Annotated in this window: 9 protein-coding genes, 1 tRNA gene and 1 other RNA gene; 5 read left to right on the forward strand and 6 right to left on the reverse strand. The window is 71.5% G+C overall.

Features of this window, described 5'->3' with window-relative positions; genetic code table 11:
* Positions 1-350: 350 nt before the first annotated feature.
* The 5 genes from G127AT_RS11230 to G127AT_RS11250 all read right to left on the reverse strand — a co-directional run bounded on the left by G127AT_RS11230 (position 351) and on the right by G127AT_RS11250 (position 3,870).
* Positions 351-435 (reverse strand) — tRNA-Ser (locus tag G127AT_RS11230).
* Positions 434-530: signal recognition particle sRNA small type (ffs, locus tag G127AT_RS11235), an RNA gene on the reverse strand. The genes G127AT_RS11230 and ffs overlap by 2 nt, the downstream gene beginning before the upstream one ends.
* A 6-nt stretch (positions 531-536) precedes the next feature.
* A complete protein-coding gene (locus G127AT_RS11240) occupies positions 537-1,508 on the reverse strand; it encodes an NAD-dependent epimerase/dehydratase family protein (protein WP_210896917.1) in 972 nt (323 codons plus the stop codon).
* Positions 1,505-2,488, reverse strand: a complete 984-nt coding sequence (locus G127AT_RS11245; RefSeq protein WP_210896919.1) for a bile acid:sodium symporter family protein — start codon at positions 2,486-2,488, stop codon at positions 1,505-1,507. The genes G127AT_RS11240 and G127AT_RS11245 overlap by 4 nt, the downstream gene beginning before the upstream one ends.
* Positions 2,485-3,870 (reverse strand): flavin-containing monooxygenase, encoded by a 1,386-nt coding sequence (locus G127AT_RS11250; protein WP_210896921.1) that lies wholly within the window; start codon positions 3,868-3,870, stop codon positions 2,485-2,487. The genes G127AT_RS11245 and G127AT_RS11250 overlap by 4 nt, the downstream gene beginning before the upstream one ends.
* Positions 3,871-4,030: 160 nt before the next feature.
* Between G127AT_RS11250 and pta the strand changes: the two genes are divergently transcribed.
* The gene (gene pta / locus G127AT_RS11255) at positions 4,031-6,175 is read left to right on the forward strand and encodes a phosphate acetyltransferase (RefSeq protein ID WP_210896924.1); all 2,145 of its coding nucleotides are present in this window, start codon (positions 4,031-4,033) and stop codon (positions 6,173-6,175) included.
* The gene (locus tag G127AT_RS11260) at positions 6,172-7,413 is read left to right on the forward strand and encodes an acetate/propionate family kinase (RefSeq protein ID WP_210896926.1); all 1,242 of its coding nucleotides are present in this window, start codon (positions 6,172-6,174) and stop codon (positions 7,411-7,413) included. Before pta ends, G127AT_RS11260 begins: the two co-directional genes overlap by 4 nt.
* Before the next feature lie 515 nt (positions 7,414-7,928).
* Here G127AT_RS11260 and G127AT_RS11265 read toward each other — a convergent pair.
* On the reverse strand, positions 7,929-8,288 hold the full coding sequence (locus G127AT_RS11265; protein ID WP_210896928.1) for a TraR/DksA family transcriptional regulator: 360 nt from the start codon (positions 8,286-8,288) through the stop codon (positions 7,929-7,931).
* A 116-nt stretch (positions 8,289-8,404) separates the two neighbouring features.
* Here G127AT_RS11265 and G127AT_RS11270 point away from each other — a divergent pair, with 116 nt between their 5' ends.
* The 3 genes from G127AT_RS11270 to G127AT_RS11280 all read left to right on the forward strand — a co-directional run bounded on the left by G127AT_RS11270 (position 8,405) and on the right by G127AT_RS11280 (position 12,725).
* Positions 8,405-10,756, forward strand: coding sequence for a DNA polymerase III subunit gamma and tau (locus tag G127AT_RS11270; protein WP_210896930.1), 2,352 nt, complete (start codon positions 8,405-8,407; stop codon positions 10,754-10,756).
* A gap of 3 nt (positions 10,757-10,759) precedes the next feature.
* On the forward strand, positions 10,760-11,356 hold the full coding sequence (gene recR / locus G127AT_RS11275; RefSeq protein ID WP_210896932.1) for a recombination mediator RecR: 597 nt from the start codon (positions 10,760-10,762) through the stop codon (positions 11,354-11,356).
* A 94-nt stretch (positions 11,357-11,450) separates the two neighbouring features.
* On the forward strand, positions 11,451-12,725 hold the full coding sequence (locus tag G127AT_RS11280; protein ID WP_210896934.1) for an aspartate kinase: 1,275 nt from the start codon (positions 11,451-11,453) through the stop codon (positions 12,723-12,725).
* The last annotated feature ends 53 nt before the right edge of the window (positions 12,726-12,778 follow it).

Consider the following 12,778-nt stretch of genomic DNA (forward strand, 5'->3'; position numbering starts at 1 on the left):
CCGCAGGAGTGCCGATCTCCCGCCGGAGTGCCCGGAAGTCGGCACTCCTGCGGGAGATCGGCACTTCTGGGTCGGATGATGGATGCCGGTGCCGAGGCTCGTAGCGCGACGAAGAGCCCGGCCGATGGCCGGGCTCTTCGTGAAATCGGCGGAGGGTGGGGGATTCGGATCCCGGAGCGGGTGCTGCGCGAGCACCCGCGTCCGAGTCATCACACGGCGGAGGGTGGGGGATTCGGACCCCGGAGCGGGTGCTGCGCGAGCACCCGCGTCCGAGTCATCACACGGCGGAGGGTGGGGGATTCGGATCCCGGAGCGGGTGCTGCGCGAGCACCCGCTGGAGTTGCATTCGGCGGAGGATGGGGGATTCGAACCCCCGAGGGCTCTCACCCAACACGCTTTCCAAGCGTGCGCCATAGGCCACTAGGCGAATCCTCCCGGGGACCCCTCACGCACCCGCCAGAGCCCGGTTACCCTTGCTGCGTTTCCGCCCTGGGGGAGTTGGCCTGGATGGCGCCACGTGAGGAGCCGCAGTCAGTCTACCCGAGCCGGGACCCCGTCGATGACCGTCCGGCTCGGAGGGCGAGGTATGCGTCGAACGCCTCCCGGCTGGTCTTGCCGGGGGTGTAGCCGAGGACGGTCTTCAGGCGGGTGTTGTCGAGGACGGGGCGGTATTGCAGGAAGCCGACGCGTTCGTGCCCGTGGACGGTGAGCCTGAGGGCGTGCCCGATGCGGAGGGCGAGCGAGAGCATCCATGCGGGTACGGTGATGGTGCCTTTGCCGAGGGCGGCGGCGATCTCGGAGACGGTCATGCGGCCGTCGCCGGCGACGTTGAAGGCGCCGGTGGCGGTTCCGGTGGCGCCGGCGACGATGGCGCCGACGACGTCGTCGACCCAGGCGAAGACGAAGGGGCTGTCGCTGCCGGCGACGCGGAGCAGCCGGGGCCCGTCCCAGAGGGCGGTGATCTGGTTGGCGACGCCGGGGCCGAGGATGGTGCCGATGCGGAGGATGACCTGCTCGAGTCCGGGGTGCTGGGTGCGGGCGGCGGCGAGCATCTCTTCGACGCGGCGTTTGTGGCGCGAGTAGCTGAATTCCTCGTTGCCGCGGATCGGGTCGGATTCGGTGAGCCATTCGGCGTTGTCGGCGTGGTAGCCGTAGGCGGCGCCGGAGGAGGAGACGACGATGCGGCGCACGCCGCCGGCGATCGCGGCATCGAGCACGTTCCGGGTGCCGCCGACGTCGACGCGTTCTTCGACGTCTTCGCCGACGGTGCCGGGGTTCACGATCGCGGCGAGGTGCACGACGGTGTCGATGCGGTGCTGTTCGATGACGGAGGCGACGGAGGCGGCGTCGGTGACGTCGCAGCGTTCGACGACGACGCCGTCGGGCGCGGATGCCGGCTCGCGCACATCCGCGGAGACGACGAGCGAGACCGCGGGATGAGCGGCGAGGGCGGCGACGGCGTGGGAGCCGAGGAATCCGCTGCCGCCGGTGACGAGGACGCGGCTCATGAGCCGGCCCCGGGCAGGGTCGGGGCCGGGCCGCCGGCGGCCTGGCCGGGGGTGGTCGCGCCTCCGGCATCCACCGCGGCATCCGCCCGCCGGGTCCGCCACGACCACAGCGAGGCGACAACGAGCCCGGCGATGATGTCCCAGATGCCCCACCAGCCTGCGACGATCGCCATGCCGCCGAGGCCGCCGAAGAAGGTGAACACGAGGCCGAGGCCGAGGCCGGCGTTGCGGATGCCGACCTCGAAGGTGATGGCTTTGCGTTCGCGGGGGGCGAGGCCGCCGATGCGTGCGGAGGCGTAGCCGAGGCCGAGGGCGACGGCGTCGTGCAGGAACACGGCGAGGAGGACGACGCCGATGTAGGCGATGAAGAATTCCCAGTTGCCGACGAGGGCGGCGACGATGAAGCCGACGAGCCCGGCCAGGCTCACCCAGCGGGCGTAGGGCTGCACGCGTTCGGCGAAGCGCTGCCATCTGGCGCGGATGAAGAGGCCGACGACGAACGGCAGCCCGATGACGAGGAAGATCTCCAGCAGCATCTGCCAGCCGTTCAGGCTCACCGTGTGCACGAGTTCGCGAGCGGTGGGGTGGAGGCTGCCCCACAGCAGCAGGTTCAGCGGCAGCACGAAGATGTAGAGCACGTTGGCGACGGCCGTCATCGACACCGACAGGGCGACGTTGCCGCGGGCGCGGTAGGTGAGCACCTGGGAGATGTTGCCGGGTGGGCAGCAGGCGACGAGGATCATGCCGAGGGCGATGGATGCCTGCACGTTCAGCAGCAGGGAGAGGCCGAAGGTCACGGCCGGCAGCAGGACGATCTGCGCGAGGAGCGCGATGATCATGGCCTTGGGCGCTTTCAGCACGGCCTTGAAGTCGTCGACGGAGGTGTCGAGGGCGATGCCGAACATGATGAGCCCGAGCACCACGTTCAGTGCGACGAGCGAACCTGGCGTGAAGTTCAGCATCACCTCGTCGATGTTCACGCCGAGACTCCCTCGGAGGAGACCGCCGCGGCGGCCGGCGCGCCCGCGGGCAGCGCCGGCAGGCTCGCCGCGAGGCGGCGGACGGTGCGCCGGTAGGCGTCCTTGTTGACGTAGTACGACATGCGGTCGAGCCCGAGGTAGCGGTAGCCGCCGGTGAGGTCGGGCCAGCGCCCGGCCGCGCCCTCCCGAAACGTGGTCGCGGCGGCGGGGTCGCGTTCGCAGGCGGCGAGGTAGGCGGCGATGAGCTCGGCCTGTTCGGCGCGGCCCTGCCAGCCGATGCCGGATGCCTCGATCATGCCGAGCACGTACACGCCGTCGAAGGCGGGCGGGAAGATGTTCAGGTAGAGCTTCGGCGCGGCATCCGTCCAGTTGAGGTGTTCGCGCGCGATGAAGGGGTAGTCGAGCCGGTACCCGGTGGCCAGCAGCACGAGGTCGTATTCGCCGGTGCTGCCGTCGGTGAAGTGCACGGTGCGCCCGTCGAAGCGGTCGATGTCGGGCACGACGCGCAGGTCGCCCTGGCCGAGGTGGTTCAGGATGAGGGTGTTGACGATGGGGTGCGACTCGTAGATCTTGTAGTCGGGCTTCGGGAAGCCGAAGCGCACCGGGTCGCCGGTGAACCATTTCAGGACGCGGGAGTCGATGGCCTGCTTGATCGGGGCCGGCAGCGGCCGGCCCTGGTTCAGGGTGTCGGCGGGTTTGCCGAAGAGGTAGCGGGGCACGAAGTAGTAGCCCCGGCGGACGCTGAGGTCGACGGATGCGGCGTGGTGCACGGCATCCACCGCGATGTCGCAACCGGAGTTGCCGGCGCCGATGATGAGCACCCGCTTGCCGTCGAACTCGCGTGCGGACTTGTAGGTGCTCGTGTGCCGGATCTCGCCGTCGAACTCGCCGCGGAAGGCGGGGATGTTGGGCTCGGCGAGGGTTCCGTTGGCGAGGATGACGCCGGCGTAGTCGCCGGTGACGGTCTCGCCGGACTCGGTGACGGCCGTCACCCGCCACACGGGTGCGGCGGGGGTGAGGTCGCGCGGCCCGTCGGGTGCGGCGCCGGCATCCACTCGCGAGACGTCGGTGACGCGCGTGCCGAAGCGGAAGTGCCGGCGGAGGTCGAAGGCGTCGGCGTAGGCGTCGAAGTAGGCGAGGAGCTCGCGGTGCCCGGGATAATCGGTGGTGGAGTCCATGGGGAACTCGGCGAACTCGGTCGTGGTGCGCGAGGAGATGAGGTGCGCCGAGTCGTAGACGGTGCTGCGCGGGTTGTCGATGTTCCAGAGGCCGCCGACGTCGGGGCCCGCCTCGAAGCCGTCGAAGGGGATGCCTGCGCGGTCGAGGGCGCGGGCGCCGGCGAGGCCGGACGGGCCCGCGCCGATGAGGGCGATGCGGTTCACTGAAGACTCCAGTGTCTCGAGGATGCGTCGCGTCGGGGTGCGCGTCGCCCGGCAAGCATAAACCGAACCGCCGACGCGGCGGCCGCCCGCCCGCGAACGGGGGACGCGCGGCGGTCGGGGCTCCGGGCCGTGTCGGAGGGTGCCGCGTAGGCTGGATGCCGTGGCGCACAGCATCTGCATCTGCTCGGCCGAGGGGAACACGGGCAAGTCGACCATCGCGCTCGGCACCCTCGATACCTTGACGCGGCGTGCGACCCGGGTGGGCGTATTCCGCCCCATCGCCAGGTCGACCGCGGAGCGCGATTACGTCCTGGAGCTGCTGCTCGGGCACGAGGGCGTCGTCGACCTCTCCTACGAGGATGCGATCGGCGTGAGCTACGAGGACGTGCACGACGACCCGGAGCAGGCGCTCGCGACGATCGTGCAGCGCTTCAAGGCGGTCGAGGCCCGGTGCGATGCCGTCGTCGTCCTCGGCAGCGATTACACGGACGTCGGCAGCCCGACCGAGCTCGCCTACAACGCGCGCATCGCCGCGAACCTCGGGGTTCCCGTGCTGCTCGTGCTCGGCGGGCGCATCGGCGAGGGCCGCGGCGAACGGCTGGGCGCGGCGGATCCGCGCACCCCCGACGAGCTCGGTCAGCTCGCCGAGCTCGCCGTCGAGGAGCTCGACCGGGAGCATGCGACCCTCATCGGCATCGTCGCCAACCGCGCCGACCCCGAGCGTCTCGACGACATCGTGGCCGCGGTGCGGCAGGCGGCGACGGATGCCGTGGGCCGGCCGGGCCGGGCGCCGCTGCAGGTGTGGGCGATCCCGGAGGATCCGTTCCTGGTGGCCCCCTCGGTGCGTTCGGTGATGGGCGCCGTGGGCGGCGAGCTCGTCTCGGGCGAGGAGGAGCTGCTCGGCCGTGAGGCGCTCGGCGTCGTGATCGCGGCGATGTCGATGGAGAACGTGCTGGCGCGTCTCATCGAGGGCTCCGTCGTGGTCGTGCCGGGCGATCGCAGCGAGGTGCTCCTCGGGGTGCTGACGGCGCATTCGAGCGCGACGTTCCCGTCGATCGCGGCGGTGGTGCTGAACGGCGGCTTCCCGTTGTCGGAGCAGATGACCAGGCTCGTCGAGGGGCTGAAGGTCGGGCTGCCGATCATCCGCACCGAGCTCGGCAGCTACGACGCGGCCCTCGCGATCACGCGCACGCGCGGGCGTCTGGCCGCCGAGTCGCAACGGAAGCGCGACACGGCCCTGGCGCTCTTCGAGAAGCACGTCGACGGGCAGGTGCTCCTCGACCTCCTCGACGTCAGCCGGCCGGATGTGGTCACGCCGCTCATGTTCGAGTACGGGCTGCTCGAGCGGGCCCGCCGCGCGCAGAAGCACATCGTGCTGCCGGAGGGCTACGACGACCGCATCCTGCGGGCGGCGGCGACGCTGCTCTCGCGCGACGTCGCCCGGCTCACGATCCTCGGCGAGGAGATCGAGATCCGCTCGCGGGCCATCGGCCTCGGCCTCGACATCTCGCGCGCCCAGGTCGTCTCGAACTACGACTCGGTGCTCGTCTACCGTTTCGCGGAGGAGTACCAGCGGCGCCGCGCGCACAAGGGCGTCACCCTCGAGCAGGCGCGCGACACGGTCACCGATGTGTCGTATTTCGGCACGATGATGGTCGAGCTCGGCCTGGCCGACGGCATGGTGTCGGGGGCGATGCACACGACGGCCCACACGATCCGTCCCTCGTTCGAGATCATCAAGACGAGGCCGGGTGTGGATGTCGTCTCGAGCGTGTTCCTGATGGCCCTGGCCGATCGCGTCCTCGTCTACGGCGACTGCGCGGTGGTGCCCGATCCGACTGCCGAGCAGCTCGCGGACATCGCGATCTCCTCGGCCGAGACCTCGCGGTGGTTCGGCATCGACCCGCGCCTGGCGATGCTGTCGTATTCGACGGGGGAGTCGGGCTCCGGTGCCGACGTCGACAAGGTCCGCCGGGCCACCGAGCTCGTGCGCGAGCGTGCGCCGGAGCTGCCCGTCGACGGGCCGATCCAGTACGACGCGGCGGTGGATGCGGCGGTCGCGAAGACGAAGCTGCCCGAGTCGGCGGTGGCCGGCCGGGCGACCGTGTTCGTCTTCCCCGATCTGAACACGGGCAACAACACCTACAAGGCGGTGCAGCGTTCGGCCGGGGCGCTCGCCATCGGCCCCGTGCTGCAGGGCCTCCGCAAACCCGTCAACGACCTCTCCCGCGGCGCCCTCGTGCAAGACATCGTGAACACGGTCGCGATCACGGCCGTGCAGGCCGCGGCGGTGGATGCCGGATGAGCGCCCGAGCGGCATCCGCACCCGACACCGACGCGGTCGTGCTCGTCGTGAACTCGGGCTCCTCGTCGCTCAAGTACCAGCTCATCGAGCCCGCCGCCGGGCGCACGCTCGCCGCGGGGCTCGTCGAACGCATCGGCATGGAGGACGGGCATCTGCAGCACCGCATCCCGGCCGACGACGCCTCCTTCGACGAGGCGGTCGTCGTGCCCGACCACGAGGCGGCGTTCCGGGTGATGCTCGGCGCGTTCGCCGCCCACGGCCCGTCGCTCGACGAGCATGCGCCGATCGCCGTCGGGCACCGGGTCGTGCAGGGCGGGGCGCGTTTCTTCGAACCGACGCTCGTCGACCGGCTCGTGAAGATCAACATCGACGAGCTGTCGGCGCTCGCACCGCTGCACAACCCGGCGAACCTCGCGGGCATCGAGGCGGCCGAGCACGCCTTCCCCGAGGTGCCGCACGTGGCCGTCTTCGACACCGCCTTCCATCAGACGATGCCGCCGGCCGCCTACAGTTACGCGATCGACCGGGCGCTCGCCGCGAAGCACCGGGTGCGCCGTTACGGCTTCCACGGCACCTCGCACGCGTACGTGTCGCGGGCCGCCGCCGAGTTCCTCGGCCGACCCGTCGAGGAGCTCCGGCAGATCGTGCTGCACCTCGGCAACGGGGCGTCGGCATGCGCGGTCTCGGGGGGCCGTTCGGTCGAGACGAGCATGGGCATGACACCGCTCGAGGGGCTCGTGATGGGCACCCGCTCGGGCGATATCGACCCGGCGGTGCTGTTCCACCTGCACCGGCGGGCGGGGCTGTCGGTCGACGAGCTCGACCGGCTGCTGAACTCCGAGTCCGGCATCCTCGGCCTCGGCGGGCACCGCGACATGCGCGATCTCACGCATGCGGCGGATGCCGGCGACGCCGATGCCGTCCTCGCGCTCGAGGTCTACACGCACCGCATCCGCTCCTACATCGGCGCCTACGCCGCCCAGCTCGGCCGAGTCGACGCGATCGTCTTCACCGCGGGCGTCGGCGAGAACTCGGCGATCGTGCGGGAGTGGTCGCTGGCCGGCCTCGAGGGCTTCGGCGTGCTGCTCGACGCCGACCGCAACCGGGAGCGTTCGCAGGCCGCGCGCCGCATCTCGGCCGACGACTCGCGCGTCGAGGTGCTCGTGGTCCCCACCGACGAGGAGTTCGAGATCGCCCGGCAGACCCTCGCGGTCGTCGCCCCGCCGCCGGTCGAGTAGCGAGCGCCTCCGCCCCTCCGCCGGTCGAGTAGCGAGCGCAGCGAGCGTATCGAGACCCTTCCCCGCACCGGGTCTCGATACGGCGCTTGCGCGCCTACTCGACCGACGAGCGCCCCCTCCGCCGGTCGAGTAGCGAGCGCAGCGAGCGTATCGAGACCCTCCGCAGAACCGGTCTCGATACGGCGCTTTGCGCCTACTCGACCGACGAACGCCCCCCTCCGCCGGTCGAGTAGCGAGCGCAGCGAGCGTATCGAGACCCTTCCCCGCACCGGGTCTCGATACGGCGTTTTGCGCCTCCTCGACCGACGAGCGCCCCCCCCGCCGGTCGAGTAGCGAGCGCAGCGAGCGTATCGAGACCTTCCGTCGCACCGGGTCTCGATACGGCGCTGCGCGCCTACTCGACCGCCGCCCGCCCCTACCGCCGGTCGAGTAGCGAGCGCAGCGAGCGTATCGAGACCCACTGCCGAACCGGGTCTCGATACGGCGCTTGCGCGCCTCCTCGACCGACGAGCCGCCTACCGCCCGAGCCGGGCGCAGTCGATGCAGAGCTCGGCCGTGGGCCGGGCCTGCAGGCGCGCCTTCGTGATCGGTTTGCCGCAGCTGGTGCAGATGCCGTAGCTGCCCGCGTCGATGCGGGCGAGCGCGGCATCCACGTCGTCGATCTCCGACTCGGCGTCGGCGAGGAGCGCGGTCAGCTGCGTCCACTCCTGCGACATCGTCGGGCCTTCGGGGTCGTGCTCGTCGTCGGCCGTCGCGTCGGCGCGCGCTTCGCGTGCGATCCCCAGCGAAGCGCGTAGTCGCTCGGCGTATTCGAGTGTGTCGTCCCGTTTGCTCGTGAGCAGCGTCGCCCACTTGCCCTGCTGTTCAGCGGTCATCGCTCGTCCGGCCACGTTTCCCCCCATCGCCTGACTGGTCATGATAACCGAGGAACGCTCGAATGGATATCCATCCACCCGGCCGGAGTGTCGGAGGCCCCGATTAGCATGGACCCGTGGTCACCGCTCTCTATCGCCGCTACCGGCCCGAGACCTTCGCCGAGATGATCGGCCAATCACAGGTCACCGAGCCGCTCATGACCGCGCTCAGAACCGATCGCGTGAACCACGCGTATCTCTTCAGCGGCCCGCGCGGCTGCGGCAAGACGACCTCGGCACGCATCCTCGCGCGCTGCCTGAACTGCGCCGAGGGCCCCACCGACACGCCGTGCGGGGTCTGCCCGAGCTGCGTGGAGCTCGCCCGCGGCGGCGGCGGCTCGCTCGACGTCGTCGAGATCGATGCGGCCAGCCATAACGGCGTCGACGACGCCCGCGATCTGCGCGAGCGCGCGATCTTCGCCCCGGCCCGCGACCGCTACAAGATCTTCATCCTCGACGAGGCGCACATGGTCACCTCGCAGGGCTTCAACGCCCTGCTGAAGCTCGTCGAGGAGCCGCCGGAGCATGTGAAGTTCATCTTCGCGACGACCGAGCCCGACAAGGTGCTCGGCACGATCCGCTCCCGCACGCACCACTACCCGTTCCGCCTCGTGCCGCCCGGGCCGATGCTCGAGTACGTGCAGCAGCTCTGCAGCGAGGAGGGGGTCGAGGTCGCCCCCGGCGTGCTGCCCCTCGTCGTCCGCGCCGGCGGCGGCTCGCCGCGAGACACGCTCTCCCTGCTCGACCAGCTCATCGCCGGTTCCGAGGGCACCGTGCTCGACTACGAGCGCGCGGTCGCCCTCCTCGGCTACACGCACGGGGCCCTGCTCGACGAGGTGGTGGATGCCGTGGGCGCGCGCGATGCGGCCGCCGCGTTCGCCGCGGTGGACCGCGTCATCCAGACGGGGCAGGATCCGCGCCGCTTCGTCGAGGACCTGTTGGAGCGTCTGCGCGACCTCATCATCGTGGGGGCGAGTTCGCCCCAGGCGGCCGCGGCGGTGCTCCGCGGCGTGCCCGAGGACGAGCTGACGCATATGGCGACCCAGGCGCGCGCGTTCGGCGCGGCCGAGCTGTCGCGCGTCGCCGACATCGTGAACACGGCGCTCAGCGAGATGACCGGCGCCTCCTCGCCCAGGCTCCAGCTCGAGCTCATGCTCGCGCGCGTGCTCGTGCCGGCGGGGGTGGATGCCGCTGGGGTGAATGCTGCTGGGGTGGATGCCGTGGCGCAACCCGCCCCGCGCGCCGCCGCTCCGGCGTCCGCGGCACCGGCCGCCGCGCGTGCGGGGACTGCTGCAGCCCCCGTTCCCGCTGCGGCGGTCGCCGAACCCGCTCCTGCGGTCGTGCCGCCTGCCGCGCCCGCAGCTGCAGCGGCGCCCGCTTCGGCAGGGCCGGCCGCTCCGTCCGACGAGCCTGCGCCGGCGGCCCCCGCGCGCACCGTGCCGGACGGCCCGGTCACGGCGCAGCAGATCCGGGATGCCTGGCCCGAGGTGCTCGCCGCCGTGCAGCGCGCCAAGCGCTCGGCCTGGATGGTCGTCTTCACCGCGACCGTGCGCGACTACCGCGAGGGCGAGGTGCTCGTGCTCGCCTTCCCGAGCGAGCAGGATGTGCAGGCCTTCCGGGGCGGCCCGGGCAACAGCGTGAGCGAGATCCTGCGGAACGCGATCCAGGAGGTGCTCGGCGTCCGCGTGAAGTTCGTCGCCAAGCCCGCCGCGGCGTTCGCCGACGAACCCGCCGCGTCCGCGGGCGACGGCGCACCGGGCACGGCGCCCGCCGGCTCGGCCTCGTCCGCCGGCTCGGCCTCGTCCGCCGACACCGGCCAGCCCGCCGGCACCTCCCCGGCGGCCGAGCAGCGGCCGGCCGATCCCGCGCCCGCTGCGCCGGCGCCCGGCGGCCCCCGGCCCTCGAAGCCGGCATCCGGGTCCGCTGCTGCGGCCGGCCCGGCATCCGGCCCCGTGAACTCCTGGGCGACCGTGACCATCCCGCGCGACGAGCCCGACGCCGATCCCGCCCTCCGGGCGGCGGGTGAGCCGGCGACGGCGACGGCCCTTGCCGATCCGGAGCCGGCGCCCGCAGGCGCGCCCGCGGCGCCCGACGCGGCACGTGGCCCCTCCGCGGCGCCCGACGCGGCACCTGACCCCTCCGCAACGCCCGAGGCGCAGCCCGATGACACCCCCTGGGCGGCGATCCCGCCGCCCGACGACGCGGATGCGCCGCCGGAGGAGGGCGAGGCGCCCCCCGAGGAGCCCGAGCCGGCACCGCGCCCCGCGAAGGCGCCCGGGCGAGCGGGCCGCGGAGGCGTGCGCACCCCGGCTCCGGCGGGCGACGGCATCCAGCGCTACGGCGAAGCGGTCGTGCGGGAAGTGCTCGGGGCGACCTTCCTCGAGGAACAGCAGATCACGAACCGCCCCGGGTTCGGGGAACGGGCGTAACGCGTGTACGAGGGCATCGTTCAGGAACTCATCGACGAACTCGGGCGCCTCCCCGGCATCGGGCCGAAGTCGGCGCAGCGCATCGCATTCCACATCGTGCAGACCGAGCACTTCGACGTGAGCCGGCTCGCCGAGATCCTCCTCGAGGTGCGCGACAAGGTGCGCTTCTGCGAAATCTGCGGCAACGTCTCCGAGCAGGAGACGTGCTCGATCTGCCGCGACCCGCGCCGCGACGGAAGCCTCATCTGCGTCGTCGAGGAGGCCAAGGACGTCGTCGCGATCGAGCGCACCCGCGAGTTCCGCGGCCTCTACCATGTGCTCGGCGGCGCCATCAGCCCGATCGACGGCATCGGCCCCGACGAGCTGCGCATCCGCCAGCTCATGCAGCGCCTCGCCGACGGCTCGGTGCAGGAGGTCATCATCGCCACCGACCCGAACCTCGAGGGCGAGGCGACCGCGACCTACCTCAGCCGGCTGCTGACCACCCTCGAGATCCGCGTCACGCGCCTGGCCTCCGGCCTCCCCGTCGGCGGCGACCTGGAGTACGCCGACGAGGTCACCCTCGGCCGCGCGTTCGAGGGCCGCCGCATCGTCGGCTGAGGCCCTCGAACGTCATATGCGAGGGCGCTCAGGCAGCTCGCCGTAGACTGGACGGCGGCCCCGAACCGTCCCGCAATCCCCGCTTGGAGTCCATGTGACCTTGATCGTGCAGAAGTTCGGCGGGTCCTCCGTCGCCGATGCCGAGAGCATCAAGCGGGTCGCCAGGCGCGTCGTCGAGACCCGGAGGGCCGGAAAAGACGTCGTCGTCGCCGTCTCGGCGATGGGCGACACGACCGACGAACTGCTCGACCTGGCCGGCGAGGTCACGCCGCTTCCGGCACCCCGCGAACTCGACATGCTGCTCTCCAGCGGCGAGCGCATCTCGATGGCGCTGCTCGCGATGGCGATCAAGAGCATGGGGCACGAGGCGCGCAGCTTCACCGGCAGCCAGGCCGGCATGATCACCGACGCCACGCACGGTTCGGCGCGCATCGTCGACGTCACCCCGGTGCGCCTGCGCGAAGCCCTCGATGAGGGCGCCATCGTGATCGTGGCCGGGTTCCAGGGGTTCAACCGCGACACCCGCGACATCACGACGCTCGGCCGCGGCGGATCCGACACCACCGCCGTCGCGCTCGCGGCGGCGCTCGGCGCCGAGCAGTGCGAGATCTACACCGACGTCGACGGGGTGTTCACCTCCGATCCGCGCGTCGTGCCGAAGGCCCGCAAGCTCGACCGGGTCACGAGCGAGGAGATGCTCGAACTGGCCGCCTCCGGCGCGAAGGTGCTGCACATCCGTGCGGTCGAGTACGCGCGCCGCCACGGGGTGACGCTGCATGTGCGCTCCTCGTTCACCGATACCGAGGGGACGATCGTCTACGACCCCTCGCGCCTTCCCGAAGGAGAAGCTGTGGAAGACTCCGTCCTCGCCGGCGTGGCGATCGATCTCAGCCAGGCCAAGATCACGGTCGTCGGCGTCCCCGACGTCCCGGGCGTCGCCGCGAAGATCTTCAAGATCCTCGCCAAGTCGAACATCAACATCGACATGATCGTGCAGAACGTCTCGGCTGCGGCGACCGGCCTCACCGATATCTCGTTCACCCTGCCGAAGACCGACGGCGAGAAGGCCCTCGCCGCCCTGTCGGGAGTGCAGGCCGACATCGGCTTCGACTCGCTGCAGTACGACGACGAGATCGGCAAGCTCTCCCTCGTCGGCGCGGCCATGCGGTCGGCCTCGGGCGTTTCGGCGAAGCTCTTCGAGGCCCTCTACGAGGCGGGCATCAACCTCGAGATGATCTCGACGAGCGAGATCCGCATCTCGGTCGTGACCCGCGCCGAAAGCGTGCATCGGGCCGCGCGCGCCGTGCACGCCGCCTTCGAACTCGACGGCGAAGAAGACGCCGTCGTCTACGCGGGCACCGGGCGCTGACCCGGCCGTGCCGACCGCCCACCGGCCGTGCAGGCCCGGCTGGGATGATGGAA

Source organism: Agromyces archimandritae (assembly GCF_018024495.1).
Lineage (GTDB): Bacteria > Actinomycetota > Actinomycetes > Actinomycetales > Microbacteriaceae > Agromyces > Agromyces archimandritae.